24 protein-coding genes and 4 tRNA genes are annotated in these 25556 nt (G+C 76.7%); 21 read left to right on the forward strand and 7 right to left on the reverse strand.

From position 1 onward, the window contains the following. Window positions 1-305 precede the first annotated feature (305 nt). From EJA20_RS07630 to EJA20_RS07640, 3 genes are all read right to left on the reverse strand, one after another. A tRNA-Val gene (locus tag EJA20_RS07630) sits at window positions 306-377 on the reverse strand. Window positions 378-394: 17 nt separating this feature from the next. Beyond that, a tRNA-Cys gene (locus tag EJA20_RS07635) sits at window positions 395-465 on the reverse strand. Window positions 466-514: 49 nt separating this feature from the next. Next, window positions 515-586: transfer RNA gene (locus EJA20_RS07640), tRNA-Gly, on the reverse strand. A gap of 190 nt (window positions 587-776) precedes the next feature. Here EJA20_RS07640 and EJA20_RS07645 point away from each other — a divergent pair. From EJA20_RS07645 to EJA20_RS07655, 3 genes are all read left to right on the forward strand, one after another. Beyond that, window positions 777-1895, forward strand: coding sequence for a chorismate-binding protein (locus EJA20_RS07645; protein WP_129337561.1), 1119 nt, complete (start codon window positions 777-779; stop codon window positions 1893-1895). A 54-nt stretch (window positions 1896-1949) separates the two neighbouring features. Next, window positions 1950-2816: an aminotransferase class IV gene (locus EJA20_RS07650; protein ID WP_129337562.1), complete on the forward strand. Its 867-nt coding sequence runs from the start codon at window positions 1950-1952 to the stop codon at window positions 2814-2816. A gap of 268 nt (window positions 2817-3084) precedes the next feature. Further along, window positions 3085-5421 carry a S8 family serine peptidase gene (locus EJA20_RS07655; RefSeq protein ID WP_129337563.1) on the forward strand — a complete coding sequence of 779 codons (2337 nt, stop codon included), beginning with the start codon at window positions 3085-3087 and terminating at the stop codon, window positions 5419-5421. Window positions 5422-5645: 224 nt separating this feature from the next. Here the strand turns inward: EJA20_RS07655 and EJA20_RS07660 are convergent, their stop codons facing one another. After that, window positions 5646-6074, reverse strand: coding sequence for an SsgA family sporulation/cell division regulator (locus EJA20_RS07660; protein WP_129337564.1), 429 nt, complete (start codon window positions 6072-6074; stop codon window positions 5646-5648). 303 nt (window positions 6075-6377) lie between these two features. Between EJA20_RS07660 and EJA20_RS07665 the strand changes: the two genes are divergently transcribed. The 10 genes from EJA20_RS07665 to EJA20_RS07710 all read left to right on the forward strand — a co-directional run bounded on the left by EJA20_RS07665 (window position 6378) and on the right by EJA20_RS07710 (window position 15813). Then, window positions 6378-6449 (forward strand) — tRNA-Val (locus EJA20_RS07665). Between the two features lie 209 nt (window positions 6450-6658). Further along, window positions 6659-8671 carry a threonine--tRNA ligase gene (gene thrS, locus EJA20_RS07670; RefSeq protein ID WP_164983882.1) on the forward strand — a complete coding sequence of 671 codons (2013 nt, stop codon included), beginning with the start codon at window positions 6659-6661 and terminating at the stop codon, window positions 8669-8671. Window positions 8672-8744: 73 nt separating this feature from the next. After that, window positions 8745-9287, forward strand: coding sequence for an HIT family protein (locus EJA20_RS07675; RefSeq protein WP_240675193.1), 543 nt, complete (start codon window positions 8745-8747; stop codon window positions 9285-9287). Window positions 9288-9293: 6 nt separating this feature from the next. After that, the gene (pgsA, locus tag EJA20_RS07680; RefSeq protein ID WP_129337566.1) at window positions 9294-9932 is read left to right on the forward strand and encodes a phosphatidylinositol phosphate synthase; all 639 of its coding nucleotides are present in this window, start codon (window positions 9294-9296) and stop codon (window positions 9930-9932) included. Next, on the forward strand, window positions 9929-10942 hold the full coding sequence (locus EJA20_RS07685) for a phosphatidylinositol mannoside acyltransferase (protein WP_129337567.1): 1014 nt from the start codon (window positions 9929-9931) through the stop codon (window positions 10940-10942). Before pgsA ends, EJA20_RS07685 begins: the two co-directional genes overlap by 4 nt. Next, window positions 10939-12204, forward strand: a complete 1266-nt coding sequence (locus tag EJA20_RS07690; protein WP_129337568.1) for a glycosyltransferase family 4 protein — start codon at window positions 10939-10941, stop codon at window positions 12202-12204. The genes EJA20_RS07685 and EJA20_RS07690 overlap by 4 nt, the downstream gene beginning before the upstream one ends. Beyond that, window positions 12201-12938: a hypothetical protein gene (locus EJA20_RS07695; RefSeq protein ID WP_129337569.1), complete on the forward strand. Its 738-nt coding sequence runs from the start codon at window positions 12201-12203 to the stop codon at window positions 12936-12938. The genes EJA20_RS07690 and EJA20_RS07695 overlap by 4 nt, the downstream gene beginning before the upstream one ends. 193 nt (window positions 12939-13131) lie before the next feature. Beyond that, complete coding sequence (gene pdxS / locus EJA20_RS07700) at window positions 13132-14025, forward strand: pyridoxal 5'-phosphate synthase lyase subunit PdxS (protein WP_420836415.1); 894 nt, start codon at window positions 13132-13134, stop codon at window positions 14023-14025. Further along, a complete protein-coding gene (locus EJA20_RS07705) occupies window positions 14022-14546 on the forward strand; it encodes an NUDIX hydrolase (protein ID WP_240675181.1) in 525 nt (174 codons plus the stop codon). Before pdxS ends, EJA20_RS07705 begins: the two co-directional genes overlap by 4 nt. Window positions 14547-14610: 64 nt before the next feature. Beyond that, complete coding sequence (locus EJA20_RS07710) at window positions 14611-15813, forward strand: pyridoxal phosphate-dependent aminotransferase (RefSeq protein ID WP_240675183.1); 1203 nt, start codon at window positions 14611-14613, stop codon at window positions 15811-15813. A 6-nt stretch (window positions 15814-15819) separates the two neighbouring features. On the opposite strand, the gene EJA20_RS07715 is transcribed toward EJA20_RS07710, so the two are convergent. Together EJA20_RS07715 and EJA20_RS07720 are read right to left on the reverse strand one after the other, a co-directional pair. Further along, window positions 15820-17088 (reverse strand): aminotransferase class V-fold PLP-dependent enzyme, encoded by a 1269-nt coding sequence (locus EJA20_RS07715; protein ID WP_129337570.1) that lies wholly within the window; start codon window positions 17086-17088, stop codon window positions 15820-15822. Window positions 17089-17091: 3 nt separating this feature from the next. Next, window positions 17092-17559 carry a PPOX class F420-dependent oxidoreductase gene (locus EJA20_RS07720; protein WP_129337571.1) on the reverse strand — a complete coding sequence of 156 codons (468 nt, stop codon included), beginning with the start codon at window positions 17557-17559 and terminating at the stop codon, window positions 17092-17094. A 65-nt stretch (window positions 17560-17624) separates the two neighbouring features. Here EJA20_RS07720 and EJA20_RS07725 point away from each other — a divergent pair, with 65 nt between their 5' ends. Next, window positions 17625-18485 (forward strand): DNA-formamidopyrimidine glycosylase family protein, encoded by an 861-nt coding sequence (locus tag EJA20_RS07725; protein WP_129337572.1) that lies wholly within the window; start codon window positions 17625-17627, stop codon window positions 18483-18485. Window positions 18486-18498: 13 nt separating this feature from the next. Here EJA20_RS07725 and EJA20_RS07730 read toward each other — a convergent pair whose 3' ends face one another. Beyond that, the gene (locus tag EJA20_RS07730; protein WP_129337573.1) at window positions 18499-18909 is read right to left on the reverse strand and encodes a DUF2256 and DUF3253 domain-containing protein; all 411 of its coding nucleotides are present in this window, start codon (window positions 18907-18909) and stop codon (window positions 18499-18501) included. 56 nt (window positions 18910-18965) lie between these two features. Between EJA20_RS07730 and pdxT the strand changes: the two genes are divergently transcribed. The 7 genes from pdxT to secD all read left to right on the forward strand — a co-directional run. After that, window positions 18966-19616: a pyridoxal 5'-phosphate synthase glutaminase subunit PdxT gene (gene pdxT, locus EJA20_RS07735; protein ID WP_129337574.1), complete on the forward strand. Its 651-nt coding sequence runs from the start codon at window positions 18966-18968 to the stop codon at window positions 19614-19616. A 14-nt stretch (window positions 19617-19630) separates the two neighbouring features. Then, window positions 19631-20389, forward strand: coding sequence for a YebC/PmpR family DNA-binding transcriptional regulator (locus EJA20_RS07740; protein WP_129337575.1), 759 nt, complete (start codon window positions 19631-19633; stop codon window positions 20387-20389). Between the two features lie 69 nt (window positions 20390-20458). Beyond that, window positions 20459-21025, forward strand: a complete 567-nt coding sequence (gene ruvC / locus EJA20_RS07745; RefSeq protein ID WP_129337576.1) for a crossover junction endodeoxyribonuclease RuvC — start codon at window positions 20459-20461, stop codon at window positions 21023-21025. Between the two features lie 127 nt (window positions 21026-21152). Beyond that, window positions 21153-21764 carry a Holliday junction branch migration protein RuvA gene (gene ruvA, locus EJA20_RS07750; protein ID WP_129337577.1) on the forward strand — a complete coding sequence of 204 codons (612 nt, stop codon included), beginning with the start codon at window positions 21153-21155 and terminating at the stop codon, window positions 21762-21764. Beyond that, window positions 21757-22806 (forward strand): Holliday junction branch migration DNA helicase RuvB, encoded by a 1050-nt coding sequence (ruvB, locus tag EJA20_RS07755; protein WP_129337578.1) that lies wholly within the window; start codon window positions 21757-21759, stop codon window positions 22804-22806. The genes ruvA and ruvB overlap by 8 nt, the downstream gene beginning before the upstream one ends. A gap of 114 nt (window positions 22807-22920) precedes the next feature. Beyond that, on the forward strand, window positions 22921-23445 hold the full coding sequence (gene yajC, locus EJA20_RS07760; RefSeq protein ID WP_240675188.1) for a preprotein translocase subunit YajC: 525 nt from the start codon (window positions 22921-22923) through the stop codon (window positions 23443-23445). Window positions 23446-23589: 144 nt separating this feature from the next. After that, window positions 23590-25556 (forward strand): protein translocase subunit SecD (gene secD, locus EJA20_RS07765; RefSeq protein ID WP_129337579.1); only part of this gene is annotated, 1967 nt, incomplete at its 3' end.

Raw genomic sequence — 25556 nt, forward strand, 5'->3', positions numbered from 1 at the left:
GGCGAGAGCCTGTCGGTGGCGGCAGGACGAACATTCGGAGCGCCACGCACGGCGGAAGGGCAGCGGGGGAGCTCATCCCCACGACGGCGACCGGGCGGCCCGGGCACCCGCGCTCGCCACTGCCTGCCGAGGGGCGTGGGGACCGAGGGAGGCACGGGACCGGGAGAACGAGCAGGTCCGGAGACCCCTTCGCGGCAGCGCTGATCCAGACGTCCAGAGCCGGTCGGCGTGGACGGCCGGAGGGCTCCGACGACAGAGGCCTGGCTCGGGGTCCGAGCCAGGCCTCTGTCGTGCTGCTGCGTGGGTGGGCGATACTGGGATCGAACCAGTGACCTCTTCCGTGTCAGGGAAGCGCGCTACCGCTGCGCCAATCGCCCGGTGGTGGTGCTCTGCGAGGTGGAGACGGGATTCGAACCCGTGTAAACGGCTTTGCAGGCCGGTGCCTCGCCTCTCGGCCACTCCACCCTGAGACAACAGTCCACAGCGACCCGGGGGTCGATGGGGAGAGCCTCCGAGCGGACGACGGGATTCGAACCCGCGACCCTCACCTTGGCAAGGTGATGCTCTACCACTGAGCCACGTCCGCACTGCACGTCCCGCCGGTCTTCACCGGCGCGCCGTGTGCGTGGAAGACTCTATACGGCTCCGGACGCCAGATCCAAACCGGCTCCCCGGACGGTCGACCGCGCCCCCGGGGCGGGGGCGGGGGACGCCCCGCCGGTCCGCGCGGGCGCCCGACGACGGGCCGGGCCCCCGCGGTCGCCTAGCGTGCGGGCATGGTCGAGCACGCGGGCGCTGCTGCGGCGCCGGGGACGGCGTGGTTCGGCGGCCGGGTGGCGCGCGGCGTCGTCGAGGACGTGGACGTGCTCGCCGCTCCCGAGCGCCTGCGCACGCCCGGGCTGTGGGCGCTCGTCGGGACGTTCGAGGGCGACGTCCACGCGTGGCGGTTCGCGGAGGTCGCCCCCGGGCCCGTGCGGCCCGTGGGGGGGTGGCGCGGCCCGTCGCCCGGGTCCTGGGTCTCGTCGCTCGACGCGGCCGGCTACCGCGACGGGGTCCGCGCCGTCCGGTCCGCCGTCCGCGAGGGGCGCGTCTACCAGGCGAACCTCTGCCGCGTGCTGGCGGCCCCGTTGCCCCTCGGCCGTCGCGGGGGCGACGCCGCCGGCGGGTCCGGCGAGGAGCCCGACGCCGCCGCGCTCGCCGCCGTGCTGGCGGCCGGCAACCCCGCCCCCTTCGCGGGCGGCGTCCACGTGCCCGGTGGCGGGCGGCACCGGGCGGCCTGGGTGGTCAGCGCCTCGCCGGAGCTGTTCCTGCGCGTCGGCGACGGGCGCGTCCTCTCGTCGCCCATCAAGGGCACGGCCCCGACGGGGAGGGGGCTGACGGCGAAGGACCGGGCGGAGAACGTCATGATCACCGACCTCGTGCGCAACGACCTCCAGCGGGTGTCGCGGCCGGGCTCGGTGTGGGTCGAGGACCTGCTGCGCGTGGAGGCGCACCCCGGCCTGGTGCACCTCGTCTCGACGGTCGCCGGGGACCTCGAGCCCGCCGTCCTGCGCGCGCCGGACCTGTGGCGGCGCCTCCTGGAGGCGACGTACCCGCCCGGCTCCGTCTCGGGCGCCCCCAAGGGCGCGGCGCTCGAGCTCCTCGCGGGGCTCGAGCCGGTGCCCCGCGGCCCCTACTGCGGCACGGTCGGCTGGGTGGAGGTGGACCCCGACGGCGGCGTGCGCGCGGAGCTGGCCGTCGCCATCCGCACCTTCTGGTGGGACCGCTCGGGCGGGGGGACCCTGCGCTTCGGGACCGGGGCGGGCATCACGTGGGGGAGCGAGCCCGACGGCGAGTGGGCGGAGACGGAGCTGAAGGCCGCGCGGCTCGTCGGGCTGGCGTCGGGCGTGCGCTGACGGCCCCCTCCCGGCCGGCGCGTGCGCGTCGGCGCCCGCTGCCAGACTGGCGGCGTGAGCGTCGTCGTGTGGTCCGCTGGCCGGCTCGTCGAGCCCGGCGCCCCCCTCCTCGCCCCCACGGACCACGCGGTCACGGTGGGCGACGGCGTCTTCGAGACGTGCGCCGTCCGCGGGGGGCGCGTGTTCGCGCTGACCCGGCACCTGCGCCGGCTGCAGCACTCCGCGGCGGGGCTCGGGCTCCCGGCGCCCGACGAGGACGCGGTGCGGACCGGTGTGGCGGCGGTCCTGGCGGCCGCGCCCGATGCGGGCCGCCTGCGGATCACGGTGACCGGGGGGCCGTCGCCGCTCGGCCCGGCGCGGGCGACCGGGGACGCGCTCGCGCCCGTGCTCCTCGTCGCGGCCGCACCCGCGGGAACGGCCTCCGACGTGGCGCGGGCGGTCCGTGTGCCGTGGGTGCGCAACGAGCGCAGCGCGGTCGCCGGCCTGAAGACCACCTCCTACGCGGAAGCGGTCGTCGCCCTGGCCCACGCCCGGTCGCAGGGGGCCGACGAGGCGCTCCTGGCGAACACGGTGGGCGACCTGTGCGAGGGGGCGGCGGCCAACGTCTTCGTCGCCCGGGGCGGCGAGCTGCTGACCCCGGACCTGCGTTCGGGGTGCCTGGCCGGGGTGACGCGGGAGCTCGTCCTCGAGTGGGCCGCCGCGGCCGGGCTGCCGGTCCGCGAGGCCGGTCCGGGGGAGCTGCGGTACGAGACGGTGCTCGAGGACGCGTCGGCCGGGCGCGCGGCGCTCGCCCTGTCCGGGTCGGTGCGCGGGCTGACACCGGTGGTGAGGCTCGACGGGCGGCCGGTCGACCCGGGCGACGCCTTCTCCGCCGTCCGGGACCTCTACGTGCGCCGGGCCGCCGAGGACCTGGACCCCTGAGGGCGGCTGCGGGGCTCACCCGCACGGGGGACAGGACGGGCGAAGCGGACGGAGCGACCAGCACCGCTGCGGCGACCGGGTGAAAGTCGCCCCCCGGGGTCAAGACGGCCTCTCCGGGTGCCGTCCGGAGGGCTACCTTGACGCCGCGAGCCCGGGACCGAGGTCCTCGGCGCAGGGGCAGGGGCGACCCCGGACGGCGGACGACGAGGTGGTCGTCGGCGCGGCGCGGCCTGCGGTTCTTCTTCGGGGGCGGGGAACGGAGCACGGGATGAGCACCAGGGGTGCGGGCGTGCGCGCGGCGAGCGTGCTGGGGTGCCTGGTCATGGGTCTGCTGGGGACGGCGGTGACCGCGCAGGCGGCCGCGCCCGCCGGCGAGGCCCGGCAGCGGTACGTCGTGCAGCTGCGGCCGGGGGCCGCGCAGCGCGGCCTCGCGGAGCAGGCCGGCGCGGCGGCCGAGGGCGTCGGGGAGGCGGCCGTCGGCGCCGCCGCGGTGGCATCGGCCGTGGCCTCCGTCGCCGCGGAGGAGACCGCGCGCGGGGCGGAGGTCGAGCACGTCTACTCCCGCGCGATGGAGGGCTTCTCCGCGGAGCTGACGGCGGGCCGCGCGGAGGCGCTGCGCCGCGACCCGCGCGTGCTGGCCGTGACCCCCGACGCGCGGGTGGGCGTGGCCACGACCCAGGTGCAGCCGCCGTGGGGCCTGGACCGCATCGACCAGCGCGGCGCCGTGGTCGACGGCTCCTACAGCTACGGCCGCACGGGCGCCGGCGTCACCGTGTTCGTCGTCGACACCGGCGTCCGCGCGACCCACCAGGACCTCGTCGGCCGGGTGCGCAGCGGGTGGGACTTCGTGGACGACGACGCCGACGCGAGCGACTGCGACGGTCACGGCACGCACGTCGCCGGCACCGTGGCGGGCACCCGGTACGGCGTCGCGAAGGGGGCGCAGGTCGTCGCGCTGCGGGTCTTCGACTGCACGGGCAACGGGGACTGGTCCGACGTCATCGCCGCCGTCGACTGGGCGATCGCGCACCGGAGCGGGCCGTCCGTCCTCAACTTCAGCGGCAGCGGCGGCGCCTACGCACCGGTGGACTCCGCCGTGGCGCGCGCGGTGGCCGCGGGGATCACCACGGTGGTCGCCGCGGGCAACGACGACACGGACGCCTGCACGGCCAGCCCGGCGCGCTCCGTCTCCGCCCTCACGGTGGGCGCCACGGCCGAGGGCGACGCGCGGGCCTGGTTCTCGAACACGGGCTCCTGCCTCGACCTCTTCGCGCCGGGCGACTGGGTGCTGTCGAGCTCCGTGGACGCCGACGACGCCACGACGATGCTCTCGGGCACGTCCATGGCGGCGCCGCACGTCGCCGGCGCCGCGGCGCTCCACCTCCAGGGTGCGCCGGCCGCGACCCCGGCCCAGGTGACGGCCGCCCTGCTCGGCGCGGCCACCCCCGGCGTGGTCACCGACTCCCGCTCGGCCGGGCACGACGGGCTCCTGCACGTGGCGCCGCCGCCCGCCGCGACGACCGCGGCCGCGGCGCCGACGGGCGTGACGGCCGTGGCGGGCGACGCGACGGCGACCGTGCGGTGGACCGCCGGCGACGCGAGCGCCGTCACGGGCTGGACGGTCACCGCCCAGCCCGGGGGCACGGTCGTGCACCCCGCCGCCGCGGCGCGCTCCGTGGCGGTGCCGGGCCTGACCAACGGCACCGCCTACACCTTCACCGTCCGCGCGGAGACGGCCTCCGGCCCCGGCACGACGTCCGCGCCGTCCGCGCCCGTGACGCCCGCGCGGGCCGCCGTCACGGTGCCCGGGGTGCCCGCCTCGGTCGCCGTGACCACCGACCACGTCCGCGGCACCGCCACCCTCACCTGGGCGCCGCCCGCCCAGGCCGGCGGCGCCGCCGTCACCGGCTACCGCGTCACGCGGGACGGCAGCAGCGTCACCGGTGGCGGGGCGTGGGCCTCGACCCTCGCGGCGACGGCCCGGTCCCAGACCTTCACGGGGCTCGTCCCCGGCGCGACCTACCGGTTCACCGTGCAGGCCGTGAACACCGTCGGGACGGGGACGGCCGGCACCGCGACGTCGACCCTGCGCGGCACCTCGCGCACCGTGACCGTCACCGCGGGCGCCGACACGATGGCCCGTCAGTACGCGCCGAACACCGTCTCCGGCGGCGTCACCCCGCTCCTGTCCGACGTCGACCAGGTCAGCGGGCGGACCTCCCGGGTCACCTCCTACCTGCGCTTCACGGTGCCGTCGCTGGCCGCGGGGGAGCAGGTGCTCAGCTCGCGTCTCGGGCTCACCGTGACCGACGGGACGTCCGACGGCCCGAAGGTCTGGCGCACGGGGACGAGCTGGACGGAGGGGACCCTGTCCTGGAACGTCGGCCGCCCGGCGACGACGGGCACCGCCCCCGTGGCGGACCTCGGCGCCCTCGCCGTGGGTCGCGTGACGACGCCCCTGAGCGGGGTCACCGGTGCCGGCGCCGTGTCGCTCGCGCTCGTCGCCGACTCCACGGACGGTCTCGCCCTCGCCTCCCGCGAGTCGGCGACGACGGGCCAGCGGCCGGCCCTGGTGCTCCTCGTCGGGACGCGCCCCACGGCCTGACGCGGCGCGGTCCTCGGACCGCCGCACCGACGACGCCCGCCCCGGCCACGGCCGGGGCGGGCGTCGTCGTCGTCCTCGACGCCGGGGTCTCGGGGACGCGCGGGGACGGGCGCGGTCGGGGGCGTGCGATCGCCGGGAGGAGCCCGGGCGACGAGGGGCACCCCCGGGCAGCACGACGACGGGCCCCCCGCAGGAGGGCCCGTCGTCGAAGGGAGGTGCGGCCGTCAGGCCGTCAGCAGGGCGGCGATGAGCGCCGAGATCTCGGTCTCCATCCGCTCGCCCTCGTGGCCCAGGGGCACGAGGCGCTCGGTGGACTCGAGGAACCGCAGGATGGGCTCGGTCGGCGCGGCCAGGAGGGCGCTGCCCTCGACCCCGCTGAGCGAGACGAGGGTGAACTCGGGGTCCTCGTCCCGCCAGACCTGCACGTCGCCGCTGCCGGCAGGGGCCTCGGCGGAGGCGTGGACGCCCTGGGCGAGCAGCTCGCGACCGAGCAGCCACGTCGACATGGAGGCGGCGCCCGTGAAGACGGCACGCACCGTGTAGGGATCGGCAGCCCGGAAGGACAGCTCGGTGGCCACCGGCACGACGCTGGCGTCGGACCCGATGAGCTGCATGGCTACGACCTCGACCACGTCGAAGGTGGGGTTCGCCATCGCGGTCCTCCTGTCTGGCGCGGTGCCTGGAGGACCCATCATGGCAGTCCGTGGCCCTCGTGCACCTGTGTTCCTCGTCCATTCACCCGGTAGGACCTAGGGCCCGGCCCGGGCGGGACGGCACCGATCGCCGTCCGGTCGGTGCATCGGGCCCGCCCGTGCCCGACTTGAGGCGGTCACCCGTTCGGTCGGGGTGACGCCCCGGGTCCGCCGCACCGTCCGGGAGCCGAGTTCTGGTTCGGGCCCGACGTCGGCTAGAGTCTGCGACCGACGCACCGCACGGTCCCCGCGGCCGGCGGTCGCGGGCGATTGGCTCAGTGGTAGAGCGCCTCGTTCACACCGAGGAGGTCACTGGTTCGAACCCAGTATCGCCCACCGCAGGACGAGGGGCCGGTCATCGCGACCGGCCCCTCGTCGCGTCCCACCCCGGGCGGGCCGGCGGCCGACCGCGGCGGGACGCCCCCAGCCCCGGCCGGCGCAGGTCGGTCGCCGCCCGTCGGGGCTGCCCGGTGGGCGCGGGGGCCGCCGGTAGCATCGGGGCCGGTCCGCCGCCCGGGCGGACCGCGTCAGAGGAGGCCGCACCGGTGCCCGAGCCCATCACCCTCACCGTCGACGGAGTCGCGACCACGGTGGAGCCGGGGACGACGGGCACGGACCTGTACCCCGGGCGCCGGGACGTCGTCGTCGTCCGCGTCGACGGCGAGCTGCGCGACCTGCACCGCGAGCTGCCCGCCGGGGCCGTCGTGGAGGCCGTGACGATCGACTCCCCGGACGGGCTGTCCGTGCTGCGCCACTCCGCGGCCCACGTGCTGGCGCAGGCGGTGCAGGAGGTGAACCCGGCCGCCCGCCTGGGCATCGGCCCGCCGATCACGGACGGCTTCTACTACGACTTCGACGTCGAGACCCCCTTCACGCCCGAGGACCTCCGGGCGCTCGAGAAGGTGATGTCCCGGATCGTCAAGGAGGGGCAGACCTTCCGGCGCGTCGACGTGAGCGAGGCGGAGGCCCGCGAGATCGAGAAGGACGAGCCCTACAAGCTCGAGCTCATCGGCCTCAAGGGCGACGCGGGCGAGGCCGACGGCGCCTCCGTCGAGGTCGGCCTGGGCGGCCTGACCGTGTACCAGAACGTGCGCGGCGCCGGCCGCGAGAGCGAGCAGGTCGTGTGGCAGGACCTGTGCCGGGGTCCGCACGTCCCGTCGACGCGCGTCCTGGGCAACGGGTACCAGCTGACCCGGTCGGCGGCCGCCTACTGGCGGGGCAGCGAGAAGAACCCCCAGCTCCAGCGCGTCTACGGCACGGCGTGGGCGACGAAGGAGGACCTCAAGGCGCACCTCGACCGGATCGCCGAGGCCGAGCGACGCGACCACCGCCGTCTGGGCAGCGAGCTCGACCTGTTCTCCTTCCCCGACGAGATCGGGTCGGGCCTGGCGGTGTTCCACCCCAAGGGCGGGATCATCCGCATGGAGATGGAGGAGTACTCGCGCCGCCGGCACGTCGCCGCGGGCTACTCCTTCGTCAACACCCCGCACATCACGAAGGAGCAGCTCTTCCAGATCTCGGGGCACCTGGACTGGTACGCCGACGGCATGTACCCGCCCATGCAGCTCGACGAGGAGCGCGACGCCGACGGCGCCGTCCGCAAGCAGGGGCAGAACTACTACCTCAAGCCCATGAACTGCCCCATGCACAACCTCGTCTTCGCGGCGCGCGGCCGGTCCTACCGGGAGCTGCCGCTGCGGCTGTTCGAGTTCGGCACGGTGTACCGGTACGAGAAGTCCGGGGTCGTGCACGGCATGACCCGCGCCCGCGGCTTCACCCAGGACGACGCGCACATCTACTGCACCCGCGAGCAGATGGCGGGCGAGCTCACCAGCCTGCTGACCTTCGTCCTCGACCTGCTCAAGGACTACGGCCTCGAGGACTTCTACCTCGAGCTGTCCACCCGGAACCCGGAGAAGTCCGTCGGCTCGGACGAGGCGTGGGAGGAGGCCACGCAGACCCTGCGCCAGGTCGCGGAGGGCTCGGGCCTGCAGCTCGTGCCCGACCCCGGCGGCGCCGCGTTCTACGGCCCGAAGATCTCCGTGCAGGCCAAGGACGCCATCGGCCGCACCTGGCAGATGTCGACGATCCAGCTCGACTTCAACCTGCCCGAGCGGTTCGGGCTGGAGTACACCGCGCCGGGCGGCACGCGCCAGCGCCCCGTCATGATCCACCGCGCCCTCTTCGGGTCCATCGAGCGGTTCTTCGCGGTGCTCACGGAGCACTACGCCGGGGCGTTCCCGGCCTGGCTCGCGCCCGTGCAGGTGCTCGCGATCCCGGTCGCCGAGCCCTTCGAGGGCTACCTCGACGAGGTCGTGGGACGCCTGCGGGCCGAGGGCGTCCGCGCCGAGGTCGACCGGTCGGACGACCGCTTCGGCAAGAAGATCCGCAACGCCGCCAAGGAGAAGGTGCCGTTCGTCCTCATCGCCGGCGGCGAGGACGTGGACGCCGGCGCGGTCTCCTTCCGGTTCCGGGACGGGCACCAGGAGAACGGCGTGCCCGTCGACGAGGCGGTCGCCCGGGTCGTCGCGGCGGTGCGCGACCGGGTCCAGGTCTGACGTGGCCGACGCGCAGGGGGGTGCGCCCGGGAGCCCGGACGCCACGGGGGCGGCCGCGGCCGCGGGCCCGGTCGTGGAGACGGCCGCCGGGCGTCCCGGCGTGCCCGACGGCTTCGACCGGCTCTGGACCCCGCACCGGATGGCGTACATCGGTGGCGAGAACAAGCCGCCGGACGCCGGCGCCGGCGAGGGGTGCCCCTTCTGCCGGGTGCCGGCCGGGGACGACGCGGAGGGCCTCGTCGTGGCGCGCGGGCGCAGCGCGTACGTCGTGCTCAACCTCTACCCGTACAACACGGGCCACCTCCTCGTGTGCCCCCACCGGCACGTCGCCGACTACACGGACCTGACGGAGGAGGAGACGCACGAGGTGGCCGCGCTGACCCGCACGGCGATGCGCGTCCTGCGCGCGGTCGCCCGCCCGGCCGGCTTCAACCTGGGCATGAACCAGGGCGAGGTGGCGGGGGCCGGCATCGCGGCGCACCTGCACCAGCACGTCGTGCCGCGCTGGCTGGGCGACGCGAACTTCCTCCCGATCGTGGGCCGGAGCCGGGCGCTGCCCGAGCTGCTGGCCGACACGCGGGAGCGGCTGGCGGCCGCCTGGCCGACGGAGGGCTGAGGGCGCGTGCTCGACCACCTCCGCGGGTTCCTCACCGCGCTGCTGACCCCCCTGGCCCGCGCCCTGCTCCGCGCGGGCGTCTCGCCGGACGCCGTGACCGTGACGGGCACACTCGTCGTCGTCGTCACGGCGCTGTGGGCGTTCCCCACGGGGCACCTGCTGCTCGGTGCGGTCCTCATCGGCGCCTTCGCGCTGACGGACGCCCTCGACGGCACGATGGCGCGGCTGTCCGGGCGTCAGGGGCCGTGGGGCGCGTTCCTCGACTCGACGCTCGACCGCCTCGCCGACGGGGCGATCTTCGCCGGGGTGCTGCTGTGGGCCGTCGGTCGCGACGACGAGCCCCTGGCGCTCGTCGCGCTCGCCTGCCTCGTGCTCGGCTCGGTCGTCCCCTACGCCCGCGCCCGCGCCGAGGGCCTGGGCATGACGGCGGCCGTCGGCATCGCGGAGCGGGCGGACCGGCTCGTCGTGGCCCTCGTCGCCGTCGGGCTCGTGGGGCTCGGCCTGCCGCCGGTCGTGCTCACCGTGGTCCTCGGCCTCCTCGCGGTGGCCGCGGCCGTCACGGTCGGGCAGCGCATGGCCACGGTCCACCGCCAGGCCCGCGCCGCCCGGCCGGCGGGGCCCGTGCCGCCGGCAGGCACCGCGTGAGCCGCCCGGACGCCGGCCGTGCCTACGCCCTGGCCTGGCGGTGGGCCGGCCGCGTGCCGGGTCCGCTGCTGCGCGGCGCGTGCGCCCTCGCGGCCGACGTGACCTGGTGGCGGCGGGGCGCCGGCGTGCGCCGGCTCGAGGCCAACCTGGCCCGTGTGCGCCCCGACCTCGCCCCCGCCCGCGTGCGCCGCCTGGCGCGCGCGGGGATGCGGTCCTACCTGCGCTACTTCGGCGAGGCGTTCGCCCTGGCGCACTGGCCCGCCGACGTCCTGGCCGCGCGGGTGCGCGCGGAGGGCCGTGAGCACGTCGAGCGGCACCTCGCGGAGGGACGCTCCGTGGTGCTCGCCCTGGGGCACCTGGGCAACTGGGACCTCGCCGGCGCCTGGGCGACGCGGCACCTCGGACCCGTCACGACCGTGGCCGAGCGCCTGGAGCCGGCGGAGGTGTTCGCCGAGTTCCTGGCATTCCGCGAGGGCCTCGGCATGGAGATCCTGCCGCTCACCGGGGGCGAGGACGTCTTCCGCGGGCTCGTGCGGGCCGTGCGGGGCGGGGGCCGCCTCGTGCCGCTGCTGGCCGACCGCGACCTCACGGCGCGGGGCGTCGAGGTGGACCTGGCCGGCCGGCCGGCGCGCGTCGCCGCGGGCCCCGCCGCGCTCGCCCTCAGCACCGGGGCGTCGCTGCACCCGGTGGTGCTGCACTACGAGCGCCTCACCGGGGCCCGCCGCCGCGCCGCGCGCTCGCCCTGGGGGCTCGTCGTCGCGTTCGGCCCCGCGCTGGCGGTGCCGGCGGGCACCGAGCGGGCCGAGCGCGTCCGCGCGCTGACCCAGGCCTGGGTCGACGCCCTCGCCGAGGGCATCCGCCGCCACCCGCAGGACTGGCACATGCTGCAGCGCGTCTTCGTCGAGGACCTGGACCCGGCGCGGGACGCCGCGGTGCGGGCGGGGTCGGCCGGGGGCGGCACGGGGGAGCGCACCGGCGGGCGCACGGGCACGGGCGGAGCCGCCGGATGAGGGACCCCCGGCCCCACCGCCCGCTCCGGGTCGGCATCGTCTGCCCGTACTCCTTCGACGTGCCGGGCGGCGTGCAGTTCCACGTCCGCGACCTCGCCGAGGCGCTCCTCGCGCGCGGGCACACGGTCTCCGTGCTGGCCCCGGCCGACGACGAGACGCCGGTGCCCCCGTGGATGGTGGCGGCCGGGCGCGCCGTGCCCGTCCGCTACAACGGGGCCGTCGCCCGCATGAACTTCGGGCCGGTGGCCGCGGCCCGGGTGCGTCGCTGGCTCGCCGCGGGGGAGTTCGACGTGCTGCACCTGCACGAGCCCGTCACGCCGAGCCTCAGCCTCCTGGCGCTCTGGATCGCCGACGGCCCGGTCGTCGCCACCTTCCACACGGCGCTCCAGCGCTCGCGCTCGCTCCAGATGGCCTACCCCCTCGTGCGGCAGTCCCTGGAGAAGATCTCCGCGCGCATCGCCGTCTCGGAGGACGCGCGCCGCACCCTCGTCGAGCACATGGGCGGGGACGCCGTGGTCCTCCCCAACGGCGTCTACACGGAGACGTTCGCCGCGGCCCGGCCCGACCCGCGCTGGGTGGGCACCCCCGAGCGGCCGACCGTGGCCTTCCTCGGCCGCCTCGACGAGCCGCGCAAGGGGCTGCACGTGCTGCTCGGCGCCGTGCCGCGGGTCCTCGCGAGCCACCCCGGGGCGCGGTTCCTCGTCGCCGGACGCGGGGACACGGACGCGGACGACGTGCGCGAGGTCCTCGGCGACCACGCCTCCGCGGTGGAGCTGCTCGGCGGGGTGAGCGACGAGGAGAAGGCGTCCCTGCTCGCGTCCGTCGACGTGTACTGCGCGCCCCAAACCGGGGGTGAGAGCTTCGGCATCGTCCTCGTGGAGGCGATGAGCGCCGGTGCGACCGTCGTGGCCAGCGACCTCGGCGCCTTCGCGCGGGTGCTGGACGACGGCGAGACGGGCGTGCTCTTCCCGCTCGGCGACCCCGACGCGCTCGGGGACACGCTGGTGCGGGTGCTCGGCGACCCCGCGCTGCGCGCGCGGGTGCGGGCCGAGGCGGCGCGCCGGGTCGGTCGCTTCGACTGGTCCGTCGTCACCGACGGGGTGCTCGCGGTCTACGAGATGGTGGTCGCCGGCCGTGACGCGCCGGTGGGCGAGGACCCCTCCTCCCTGCGCGGTGCGCGGCTGCGCGGCCTGCGCCGGGGCTGGGCGGAGGGCGCGACGCCGGCACCGACGGACGCGGCGACGCGGGAGGGCCCGCGGTGAGCCCCGGGGACGGGACGTCGGGAGCCGAGGTCGCGGTCGTCGTCCTCCTCGCCTGCGCCCTGCTCGTCTGGTCGGTGTGGGTGGCGGCGTCGCGGCTGGACCGCCTCCACCGCAAGGTCGGGGCGTCCCGGGCGGTCGTCGACACCCAGCTCCTGCGCCGCGCCACCGCCGCCTCCGAGCTGGCCACCTCGGGGCTGCTCGACCCCGTGAGCTCCGTCCTCGTCGGGGAGGCCGCCTTCGCCGCGCTGTCCGCGGGCGGTGCGGACGCCGAGACCGTCGTCGTGCTCCCGCCGGAGCTGCGCGCCCTGCTCGACCAGGACGCCGAGCGTCTCGTCCACCCCGGGCGCGGCCCGCGGCCGGGCCCGCCCCCGAGCGTGCCGCCGCGGCCCACGCCCGGGCAGCGTGCCGCCCGCACCCGGGAGCGGGCGCGGATCGAGAGCGAGCTGACGAACACCCTGCGCACGGTCCTCGACGAGGCGGAGGAGGTGGCCGCGGTCCGCGCCGAGCCCGGCGGCGACGAGCTGCTCGACGACCTGCTCGCCGCCTGGTACCGCGTCCAGCTGGCGCGCCGCTTCCACAACGAGGCCGTCGCGCAGACCCAGCGGGTCCGTCGCGGGGTGCTCGTGCGCACGCTGCGCCTGGCCGGGCGGGCACCGATGCCGATCACGTTCGAGATCGACGACGAGCTGCCCGAGGCGCTCGGCGAGGCGCTCGGCCACCCCGCCGCCGGCTGAGAGGCCGCACCGGCGGCGGGCCCCGTGGTCCTACCATGGGAGGGGCACCGGCGAGGCGGCACGGGGCGACCCGTGCCCCGCCGTCCCGGCGCCCCGCGTCCCCGACCTGCGCGTCCGCGCGCCGACAGACCCAGCGAGGCCCCCCGTGACCGAGAACGCCCAGCCCACCGTCATCGACGCGCCGTCCGAGGCCGTGGCCGCCGCGCGCGCCACGGGGACCGCCCGCGTCAAGCGCGGCATGGCCGAGATGCTCAAGGGCGGCGTGATCATGGACGTCGTCACCGCCGAGCAGGCCCGGATCGCCGAGGACGCGGGCGCGGTGGCCGTCATGGCCCTCGAGCGCGTGCCCGCCGACATCCGCGCGCAGGGCGGCGTCGCCCGCATGAGCGACCCGGACCTCATCGACTCGATCATCGCCGAGGTGTCGATCCCGGTGATGGCGAAGGCGCGCATCGGCCACTTCGTCGAGGCGCAGGTGCTGCAGTCCCTCGGCGTCGACTACATCGACGAGTCCGAGGTGCTGACGCCGGCCGACTACGCGCACCACATCGACAAGTGGGCCTTCACCGCCCCCTTCGTCTGCGGCGCGACCAACCTCGGCGAGGCCCTGCGCCGGATCACCGAGGGCGCGGCCATGATCCGCTCGAAGGGAGAGGCCGGCACCGGCGACGTGTCGAACGCGACCACCCACATGCGGACGATCCGCGCCGAGATCCGCCGCCTCACCTCGCTGCCGGAGGACGAGCTCTTCGTCGCCGCGAAGGAGCTGCAGGCGCCGTACGAGCTGGTCAAGGAGGTCGCCGACGCCGGCAAGCTCCCCGTCGTGCTCTTCACCGCCGGCGGCATCGCGACCCCGGCGGACGCCGCGATGATGATGCAGCTCGGCGCCGAGGGCGTCTTCGTCGGCTCCGGCATCTTCAAGTCGGGCAACCCCGCCGAGCGCGCCGCCGCGATCGTCAAGGCCACGACGTTCCACGACGACCCCGACGTCATCGCGAAGGTCTCGCGCGGCCTCGGCGAGGCCATGGTCGGCATCAACGTCGAGGACGTCCCCGAGCCGCACCGCCTGGCCGAGCGCGGCTGGTGACCTCGCTCGGGGTCGTCGGGCCCGACGGCGTGCTGCGCCGCCGGGCCGCCCGCGTCCTCCTCCTCGACGCCGACGACCGGCTCCTGCTCCTGCGGGGGCACGACGTGGACCAGCTCGAGCGCTCCTGGTGGTTCACGGTCGGCGGCGGCCTCGACCCGGGCGAGGACTCGCGGTCGGCGGCCGCGCGGGAGCTGCTCGAGGAGACGGGGTTCGTCGTCGCGCCCGAGGACCTCGTGGGGCCCGTGCTCACCCGCTCGGCCGTGTTCGACTTCGCGGCCTCGCACCTGCGGCAGGACGAGGAGTTCTACCTCGCCCGCGTCGAGGCGCACGGGGAGGGGCTGAGCCGTGCCGGCTGGACGGCCATGGAGCACGACGTCCTCGACGAGGTGCGCTGGTGGCACCTCGACGACCTCGCGCGGGTGGAGATCGAGGTGTTCCCCGTCGACCTCGTCGCGCTGGTGCGCCCGCTCCTGGCCGGCTGGGACGGGGTCACGCGGCACCTGGGTCTCGTCCAGGAGTAGGTGCGGTCGGGCGCGCCCGCCCGTCTCGTACCGGTCGGTAACGTGCAGGCGCTAGCCTCCGCACGTGCCCACGACCTCGCCCGCCGCCGCCCGCGTCCCCCGGTCGGGGATCCGCACCCTCATGGAGCTGGCGCTGCGGGACCCGGAGGCCCTGCACCTGGAGATCGGCGAGCCGGACCTGCGCACCCCCGGGCACGTGGTGGACGCCGCGGCCGCCGCGGCGCGGGCGGGCACGACGGGCTACACGTCGTCCATCGGGACGGACGCCCTGCGCGCGGTGCTCGCGGCGGAGGTGGCGCGCAGCCTCGGCCGGCCGACGACGCCCGAGGAGGTCGTCGTCACCCACGGCGCGATGAACGGGCTCGCCCTCGCCTTCTCCGCCCTGCTGGCGCCGGGGGAGGAGCTGCTGCTGCCGGACCCGGAGTTCCCGAACTGGCGCATGGCCGCCGTGGCGGCCGGGCTCCGGGTGGGGACGTACCCCGCGCGGGCGGAGGCGGGCTTCGTGCCGCGTCCCGCCGACGTGGAGGCCGCGATCACCCCCGCCACCCGCGCGATCCTCGTGAACTCCCCGAACAACCCCACCGGCGCCGTGTACCCGGCGGAGGTCGTCGCCGAGCTCGTCGCGATCGCCCGCCGGCACGACCTGTGGGTGCTGTCCGACGAGTGCTACGACGCCATCACGTTCGGCGTGCCGCACGTGAGCCCCCTGGTGCACGACACGGACGGCCGCGTCGTGCTGTTCCGGACGCTGTCGAAGACCTACGCGATGACGGGCTGGCGGCTGGGCTACGCGGTGGTGCCGCACGCGGGGGCGCACGACCTCATCGGCCACCTCGCCGAGGCCACGGTCGCGTGCCCGTCGAGCGTGTCGCAGGCGGCCGCCGTCGCGGCGGTGACCGGGCCGCAGGGCTCGGTGGCGGAGGCGGTGGCGACGTACCGTTCCCGGCGCGACGCGGCCGTGGCGCTGCTGGCGGCGCGCGGGGTGCCGTGCGTGCGGCCCGACGGCGCCTTCTACCTCATGGTCGACGTGGGCACGCGGGACACGGACGGCTTCGCCCGCCGCCTGCTCGCCGACCGGCACGTCGCCGTCGCTCCGGGGTCCACCTTCGGCGGCGCCGCCGACGGCTTCGTCCGGGTGAGCCTCGCCGCCGCCCCGGAGGTCCTGCTCACGGGCCTGGACCGCCTCGCCGACCAGCTCGACGAGGAGCGCGGCGCCCTCGTCCCGGCGTGCGCGGCGCCCGTGCCGCAGGCCGCGCCGGCCGCGTGACCCGGATCAGGTGACGGTGGCGCGCTCGGTCCACCGGGCGTCCCGGTGCTCGTCGGCGGCGAGGGCCTCGGCGAGGTGCTGCGCCGCGACGGCCATGTCGCCGTGGGTGAGGTAGGGCGCGGCCACCCCGAGGCGGACGATGTCCGGCTCCCGGAAGTCGCCGACGACCCCGCGGGCCGCCAGGGCGCGGACCACCCCGTAGGCCTCCGGGTGCCGGACCGCCACCTGCGAGCCGCGGCGGTCGTCCTGCGCCGGGCTCGCGAAGGCCACGCCCGGCACGAGCGCCTCGAGGCAGCGGCGCAGGAACGCGGTGAGCGACAGCGAGCGGACGCGCACGTCCTCCACGTCGACCCCGTCGAACGCCGTGAGCGCCGCCTCGAGGGCGAGGAGCGAGAGCATCGGGGGCGTCCCGACGCGCAGCCGCTCCGGACCGGGTGCGGGCGCGTGCCCGGCGGCCATCGCGAACGGGCGGGCGTGGGAGTGCCAGCCCGGCAGCACGTTGTGCACGTGGGGAAGGTGTCGCGCGGCGACGTAGACCCAGGCCGGGGCCCCGGGGCCGCCGTTGAGGTACTTGTACCCGCACCCCACCGCGAGGTCGACGCCGTGCTCGTCCAGGCCGACGGGCACGGCGCCGGCCGAGTGGCACAGGTCCCAGAGCGCGAGCGCGCCGTGCGCGTGGGCGGCGCGCGTGAGAGCGGGCAGGTCCCACAGCTCGCCCGTGCGGTAGTCGACCTGGGAGAGGGACACCACCGCGGCCCGCCGGCCGGCCGCGGCGAGGCGGTCGAGCACCGCGGGGACCTCCGGCGGCGTGGCGTGGACGACCTCGAGCCCCGTCTGCTCCGCGACGCCGTCGGTGACGTAGAGGTCGGTGGGGAACGACCCGGGGTCCGTGACGAGGACGTCCGCGTCGGGCCTCAGGCGCACCGCGCCGTGCAGGGCCTGGTGGAGGCGCACGCTCGTGGAGTCGCCCGCCACGACCTGTCCCGGGGCCGCGCCGACGAGGCGCCCGACCGCGTCCCCGACCCGGCCGGGCGCGTCCCACCAGCCGTGGGTGTTCCACGAGGACACGAGGTCCTGGCCCCACTGCCGCGCCACCGCGTCGGCGACGGCCGGGGGCACCGCGGCGGGCAGGGCGCCGAGCGAGTTGCCGTCGAGGTAGACGAGCCCCGCGGGCAGGAGGAACCGGGCGCGCAGGTCGGTGGCGGCGTGCGCGGCGTCGAGCGCCGCCGCCTCGGCGAGGAGGGCCGGGACGCCCGCGCCGGCGTCGGGGGGCACGCCTCAGCCGTCCGCGAGACGGGACGGGAAGCCGCCGGTCGCCACGGGCCCCCACCGCGTCGGGGTGATCCGCAGGAGGCACTTGCCCTGCGCGGTCATCGCCGCGCGGTACTCGTCCCAGTCGGGGTGCTCGCCCGAGATGACCCGGAAGTACTCGACGAGCGGCTCGAGCGCCCCGGGCAGGTCGAGCACCTCCGCCTCGCCGTCGACCTGCACCCACGCGCCGCCGAAGTCGTCCGAGAGCACGAGGGCGCTCACGCGCGGGTCGCGGCGCACGTTGCGGACCTTCGCGCGCTCGGGGTACGTCGAGACGACGATCCGGCCCTCGCCGTCGACACCGGCGGTCACGGGCGAGGCCTGGGGGGACCCGTCGGCGCGCCGGGTGAGCAGCACGAGGTGGTGGCGGGGCCGGACGAAGTCGAGGAGCGCGTCGCGGTCGACGGGTGTGGTGGTGGCGATGGTGCGGGGCACGCGCCGACCCTACGACTTGCTGCCCGCACGGGGCGGCCACAGGTGCGCCGGGGGAGGATGGGCGGGTGCCGGAGGGGGACAGCGTGTACCGGCTCGCCCGGCGGCTGGACGCCTCGCTGCGCGGCCGGCGCGTCGTCCGCTCCGACGTGCGGGTGCCGCAGCTCGCCACGCTGGACCTGGCCGGACGGACGGTCGACGAGCACGTCACGCACGGCAAGCACCTGCTCACCCGGTTCAGCGGCGGCCTCACCCTGCACAGCCACCTGCGCATGGACGGGGAGTGGACCGTCACGGGCGTCGGGCGACGGCTGCCCGCGCGCCTCGGGCACGAGGTCCGGCTCGTCCTGACCACCGACGCGGGCACCACGGCGTACGGCCTGCGGCTGCACGACTTGCGGGCCGTGCCGACGCGGCGGGAGGCGGATCTCGTCGGGCACCTCGGCCCCGACCCCCTGCGGGACGACTGGGACCCCGACGAGGCCGTCCGACGCCTCGCCGCCGACCCGGCGCGCCCGCTCGTCGCGGCCCTGCTCGACCAGCGCCTCGTCGCCGGCCTGGGCAACCTCTGGGCGAACGAGCTGGCCTTCCTCACGGGGACGAGCCCCTGGACGCCGGTGGGCGAGGTCGACGTGCCGGCGCTGGTCGACCGCGCGGCGACGTGGCTGCGCCGCTCCGCCACGGTCGCCGGGGCGTACCAGGTCACCACGCCGCAGGTCCTGCCGGGGCGGGCGCGCCGGGGCGAGGAGCACTGGGTCTCCGGCCGCGCGCACCGGCCGTGCCTGCGCTGCGGCACGACCGTGCGCGTCGTCGACGAGCGTCCCGGGGACCCCGAGCGGCGGCGGACGTGGTGGTGCGCGACCTGCCAGCCCGGCCCCGTGCCCCGCGACCGCACCCCCGTGCCGGTGCGCGGACGCCCCCGCGCCTAGGACCTGCCGGCGCTCAGGCCCGGCGGATGCGGATCGGCCCGCGCGCGGTGGACGGGTCGACGACGGAGCCGCCCTGGGTCACCACGACCTCCCCGGCGGCGACGAGCCGCCGGGCCGCCGCCCGCGCGGGCTCCATGAGCGCGCGCCAGTCCTCGCCACCGACCCGGCGGGCGGCCTCGGACGGGCAGACCGTCGCGTCGTGGGCACGGGCCGCCAGGAGGGTGCGGACCGCGTCCTCGAGGGCGGCGTCCTGCGGCGTGAGCCCGTGACGCCGGCAGGCCGCCGAGCAGTGACGCACGCCGTCCCAGTCGCGCTCCCACTTCTTGCGCCAGGTGATCGTGCGTCCGCACACGACGCAGGGCTTGGACGGCGGAGCCGCGGCACGGGAGGCGCGCCCGCCGCGTGCGTCGCCCGTGCGTGCCACGTCCGCCCGCCCGTCCGGGCCCGCCGCGCGCCGGGCCCCGCTCGTAGGATGACCTGGTGACCCAGGACCACCCCAGCGTCGCACCCGCCCCCGACGCGCGCCCGCGGATCGGCGTGCTCGCCCTGCAGGGTGACGTGCGCGAGCACGTCCACGCGCTCGAGGCCGTCGGCGCACGCGCCGTCCCCGTCCGGCGGGAGCGCGAGCTCGCGGAGGTCGACGGCCTCGTGATCCCCGGCGGCGAGTCGACGGTCATCGACAAGCTGCTGCGCGCGTTCGACCTCGACGGGCCGGTCCGGGACCGCCTGCGCGGCGGCATGCCGGCCTACGGGTCCTGCGCGGGCATGATCCTGCTCGCCGACCGCGTGCTCGACGGCACGTCGGACCAGCAGACCCTCGGCGGCATGGACGTCGTGGTGCGGCGCAACGCCTTCGGGCGGCAGGTGGACTCCTTCGAGTCGGACCTCACCATCGACGGCATCGAGGACAGCGCGCACGACCCCCTGCACGCCGTGTTCATCCGCGCGCCGTGGGTCGAGACGGTCGGGCCGCGCGCGCAGGTGCTCGGGCGCGTCGAGGCCGGCCCGGGCGCCGGTAGGATCGTCGCGGTACGCCAGGGGCCCCTGCTCGCCACGTCGTTCCACCCGGAGGTCACGGGCGACACGCGGGTGCACCGGCTGTTCGTCCAGATCGTCGGCGAGAGCCGCTGAAGGGGTAGCGAGTCATGTCGGGTCACTCCAAGTGGGCCACCACGAAGCACAAGAAGGCCGTGGTGGACGCCAAGCGGGCGAAGTCGTTCGCGAAGCTCATCAAGAACATCGAGGTCGCGGCGCGCACGGGCGGCGGTGACCTGTCGGGCAACCCGACGCTGGTCGACGCGGTCCAGAAGGCCAAGAAGACGTCGGTGCCGAACGACAACATCGACCGCGCCATCAAGCGCGGCTCCGGCCAGGAGGCCGGCGGCGCCGACTACCAGTCGATCACGTACGAGGGCTACGGCCCCGGGGGCATCGCGGTCCTCGTCGAGTGCCTCACGGACAACCGCAACCGCGCCGCCTCGGACGTCCGCGTGGCGTTCACCCGCAACGGCGGGCAGATGGCCGACCCCGGCTCCGTGGCTTACATCTTCTCCCGCAAGGGCGTCGTCATGGTGCCCAAGGAGGGCACGGACGAGGACGCCGTCATGGAGGCCGTGCTCGAGGCGGGTGGCGAGGAGGTCAACGACGCCGGCGACTCCTTCGAGGTGCTGTCCGAGGCGACCGACCTGGTCCCGGTGCGGACGGCGCTCCAGGCGGCCGGCATCGACTACGACTCCGCCGACGTCGTCTTCTACCCGGCGACGCAGATCGCCGTCGACGCCGACGGCGCGCGCCGGATCCTCAAGCTCATCGACGCGCTCGAGGACTCCGACGACGTGCAGAACGTCTACGCCAACTTCGACGCCTCCGACGAGGTCCTGGCGGAGCTCGACGAGGACGAGTGAGGGCGCCCGGCGGGCGGCGCCCCGGCGCGCCCCCGCGGGGCCGGCGCCGCGGGCTGGGAGGCTGACGCCGTGCGCGTCCTCGGGGTCGACCCCGGCCTGACCCGGTGCGGCCTCGGCGTGGTCGACGGGCTGCCCGGCCGCCGCGCGCGGATGGTCGCCGTGGGCGTCGCGGTCTCGGACCCGGAGGTCGACGTCGACCACCGCCTGCTGCGCATCGGCACCGTCATCGAGGAGTGGCTCGAGGAGCACGCGCCCGACGCCGTCGCGGTGGAGCGCGTGTTCGCGCAGCACAACGTCCGCACGGTCATGGGCACGGCGCAGGTCGCCGGGCTGGCGATGGTCGCGGCGGCGCGGCGGCGCATCCCGGTCGCGCTGCACACCCCCAGCGAGGTCAAGGCCGCCGTCACGGGCAGCGGCCGCGCCGACAAGGCGCAGGTCCAGACGATGGTCACGCGCCTGCTCGACCTCGACGAGCGCCCCCGCCCGGCCGACGCCGCCGACGCGCTGGCCCTGGCCATCTGCCACCTCTGGCGGCCGGCCGGTGCGCTCGGCGCGCCGCAGCGCGCCCCGGGGCAGCTCACGTCGGCGCAGCGCGCCTGGGCGGCGGCGGAGCAGGCCGCCCGGCGCCGGGGCTGAGGCGTCCGCGGCCGGTGTGTCGTTCGTACACCTGTTCGCCCCGTCGTGGCACCCTGGCCCCGGTCGGGCCACGGGTCCGCGACGGGTGGCGACGACGGGTCGCCGCAGGAGCTGAGGGAGGCCGGGCGTGATCGCGTCGGTGCACGGGACGGTGCTGGCGGTGCGGCTCGACGCCGCGGTGGTCGAGGTCGGCGGGGTCGGCCTCCTCGTCCAGGCCACCCCCGCCACGCTGGCCTCCCTGCGGGTGGGCGCCACCGCGCGGCTGCACACGTCCCTCGTCGTGCGGGAGGACGCGCTGACCCTCTTCGGGTTCGCGGAGGCGGACGAGCGCGAGGTCTTCGAGGTGCTGCAGACCGTGACGGGCGTCGGTCCGCGCCTCGCGCTGGCGATGCTCGCCGTGCACACCCCCGACGGGCTGCGCGCGGCGGTGGCGGGGGAGGACCTCACCGCCCTCCAGCGCGTCCCCGGCATCGGCCGCAAGGGCGCGCAGCGCATCGTCCTCGAGCTCGCCGACCGGCTCGGCGCACCGTCGGGCCCGGCCGCGGCCGCCCGGCCCGCCGCCGCCCCGGACGGGCGCGAGCAGGTCGTCGAGGCGCTCGTCGGGCTCGGGTGGAACGCGCGCGCGGCGGGCGACGCCGTCGAGACCGTCCTCGAGGGGACCGAGGGTCCGGTGGCCGCGGACGAGGTCGCGGGCGTGCTCCGCGGGGCGCTGCGGGTGCTGGGCGGGCAGCGTGGCTGAGGCCGCCGACGGCCCGGAGGGCGCCGGGTCCCTCGTGCGGCCCGCGGCCGACGACGTCGAGCGGGCCGCCGAGGCGGCCCTGCGGCCGAAGCGGCTGGCGGAGTTCGTCGGGCAGCGGGTGGTGCGCGAGCAGCTCTCGCTCGTCCTCCAGGCGGCCCGTCAGCGCGACCGCACGCCGGACCACGTGCTCCTGTCCGGCCCGCCGGGGCTGGGCAAGACCACCCTGGCGATGATCATCGCCGCCGAGCTGGGCACCTCCCTGCGGATCACGAGCGGCCCAGCGATCCAGCACGCGGGGGACCTGGCCGCCGTGCTCTCCTCCCTGGAGGAGGGCGAGGTGCTCTTCCTCGACGAGATCCACCGGCTCGCGCGTCCGGCGGAGGAGCTGCTCTACGTGGCGATGGAGGACTTCCGCGTCGACGTCGTCGTCGGCAAGGGGGCCGGGGCCAGCGCCATCCCGCTCGCGCTGCCGCCCTTCACCGTGGTGGGGGCGACGACGCGGGCCGGCCTGCTGCCCGCGCCGCTGCGCGACCGGTTCGGGTTCACCGGCCACCTGGACTTCTACGACACGGAGGAGCTCGAGCGGGTGCTCGTCCGCTCGGCGGGGCTGCTCGGGGTCCCGCTCACGGCCCCGGCGGCCCACGAGATCGCCTCGCGCAGCCGGGGCACCCCCCGCATCGCGAACCGTCTCCTGCGCCGCGTGCGCGACTGGGCCGAGGTGCGCGGGGACGGGACGCTCGGCCTCGGCGCCGCCCGGGCCGCGCTCGAGGTGTTCGAGGTGGACGTGCGCGGGCTGGACCGGCTCGACCGGCTCGTGCTGGACGCCCTGTGCCGCCGCTTCGGCGGCGGGCCGGTGGGCCTGGCCACGCTGGCCGTGGCGGTGGGGGAGGAGCCCGAGACCGTCGAGACCGTCGCCGAGCCGTTCCTCGTCCGCGAGGGGCTCGTGGGACGCACACCCCGGGGCCGCGTCGCGCTCCCCCCGGCCTGGGAGCACCTGGGGCTGGTGGCGCCGGCCGGAGGGCCGTCGACGCTCTTCGGCTGACGCACCGCCGACGCGGCCCGCGGGAACCGGCGCCGCGGCGGCGTCGTTGGGAGGCCGGGTCCCCAGCGCCTAGACTGCGGGCCGATACCTCACCCCCGATCGGAGCCCCTCCTCGTGGATTTCCTGCTCATCGTCGTGCTCATGGGCGCCGTCCTGTGGTTCATGACCCGGAACGGCCGCAAGCAGCAGAAGGAGGCGGCGAACTTCCGGTCCAACCTCGCGCCCGGCGACGAGGTCATGACGGGCTCCGGCCTGTTCGGCACCGTCGTGGCCGTCGACGGCGACGTCATCACCCTCGAGTCGACGCCCGGGCAGCCCACGCGCTGGCTCCGCGCGGCGATCGCGAAGCGGGTCGACCCGCCCGCCGCGACCGACGAGGACGAGGACGACGACGAGTACGAGGACGACGACGAGGCGTACGAGGACGAGTACGACGACGCGTACGACGACGACGACACGGACGGCACGGACGCCGACCGCGACCTCGACCCCGACGGCACGCGCCGCGCGACCGGCACCGCCGCGACGGCGACCGCGTCGACCACGGGCGCGACCGCCCTCGAGGTCCCCGACGACCTGTCGGGCCTGCCCGAGGCCGACCGGCGCGACGGCGGCCCCGAGACCGGCACCGCGCGCTGACCCCGGCGGGCCGGCGCGACCGCCGGCCCGCCCCCCTGCGGCCCCGCGACCCGTCGGGCCCGCACGCCGCCGGCCCACGACCGGGCCGCGGCCCCGCCCCACCGCCCGCCCACCGCGGCGGCCGCGCACGAGAAGAGACCTCCGTTGGCCCCTCCCCGCCGCCACGCCCGCCCGGCCCGGTCCCTCGTCGGGCTCGCGGTGCTGGTCGTCGCCCTCTTCGGCGCGCTGCTCTCCGGCACCCGCTGGTCCGACGCGTCCTTCACGCCCGGCCTCGCCCTCGACCTCGAGGGCGGCACGCAGATCATCCTGCAGCCGGTGACGACGGACGGCTCCGAGGTGACCGACGAGGACATCACCCAGGCCATCGACGTCATCCGGCAGCGGGTGGACGCCTCGGGCGTCGCCGAGGCCGAGATCACCAGCCAGGGCGGGCAGAACATCGTCGTCGCCCTCCCGGGCCGCCCCGACGACGCGACGCTCGACCTGGTGAAGACCTCCGCGCAGATGGAGTTCCGCCCCGTCCTCGCCTACGGCGCCCCGACGCCCGCCACCGCGCCGACGCCGGCACCGGTGCCGACGGACGGTGCCGGCACCGAGGGCGCGGAGGGCACAGACGGCACGGAGCCTGCGACGGAGGGCACGGACCCGGCGGCGACGCCGACGCCCGAGCCGACGGTCGACGCCGGGGACGGCGCCGCGACGGAGGGCGACACCACCGGGGCCGCCGAGCCCGGCTCCGCCGTCATCGCCCCCGCCGCCTTCGACACCGGCGCGGGGACGGCCGCCGCCGCCACGCCGGCGCCCTCTCCCGAGGCGACGCCGCCGGCGGAGGGCGGTGCCACGGGCCCGACGTCGCCCAGCGACACGGCGTTCTACCTGACCCCCGAGGTGCAGGCGGCGTACGACGCCCTCGACTGCACCGACCCCGCCAGCCTCACCGGCGGCGTCAACGGACCCGCGGACGCGGCGTTCGTCACCTGCTCCCAGGACGGCACGGCCAAGTTCGTCCTCGGCCCGGTCGAGGTCGAGGGCACGGAGATCGAGTCGGCGTCCTCGGGCCTCGGCAGCCTGCCCACCGGCGGCACCTCCAACGAGTGGGTCGTGAGCCTGGAGTTCACGGGCACCGGCACCGGCCAGTTCGCCGCCACGACGGAGCGCCTCGTCTCGCTGGCCAGCCCTCAGAACCAGTTCGGCATCGTCCTGGACGGGCTCGTCGTGTCGGCACCGTCCATCAACGAGCCGATCCCCAACGGGCAGGCGCAGATCTCCGGCACCTTCACCCGGGACACCGCCGCCACGCTCGCCAACCAGCTGAACTTCGGCGCGCTGCCCCTGACGTTCGAGGTGCAGAGCCAGGAGCAGATCTCGGCGACCCTCGGCTCCGAGCAGCTCGAGAAGGGCCTGCTCGCGGGCCTCGTCGGCCTGGCGCTGGTCGTCGTCTACTCCCTGTTCCAGTACCGGGCGCTCGGCCTGCTCACCGTGGGCTCGCTGCTCGTGGCCGCGGTGCTGGCCTACGGCGTCATCGCGCTGCTGTCCTGGCTGCAGGGCTACCGCCTGTCGCTGCCCGGCGTGGCGGGTCTCATCGTCGCCATCGGCATCACCGCCGACTCCTTCATCGTCTACTTCGAGCGCCTGCGCGACGAGCTGCGGGAGGGCCGCACCCTCGGGCAGGCGGTGGACCGCGCGTGGGACCGCGCGCGGCGCACGATCCTGGCCTCCGACGCGGTGAACTTCCTCGCCGCCGCGGTGCTGTACGTCCTCGCGGTCGGCGGGGTGCGCGGCTTCGCGTTCACGCTGGGCCTGACGACGCTCATCGACCTGCTCGTCGTCTTCCTCTTCACGCACCCGATGCTGCGGGTCATCTCGCGCTGGAAGTTCTTCGCGCAGGGCCACCCGCTCTCCGGCCTGGACCCGCGTCGTCTCGGCGCGGCCGGGTCGCGGTACGTCGGACGGGGGCGCTTCTCCTCGCCCGCCGGGAGCGACGTGCCCGACGACGTCTCGGCGCTCGACGGGGGCGCGGACGGTCGCGACGACGCCGAGCCGGCCCTGGCCGGGGCCCCCCGCCGGGCGGCCGACGCCGTCGGCGGCGGCGCCGCGGCGGCGGGCGGCGG

The sequence above is a fragment of the Cellulomonas endophytica genome, assembly GCF_004123805.1.
GTDB classification, from domain to species: domain Bacteria; phylum Actinomycetota; class Actinomycetes; order Actinomycetales; family Cellulomonadaceae; genus Cellulomonas; species Cellulomonas endophytica.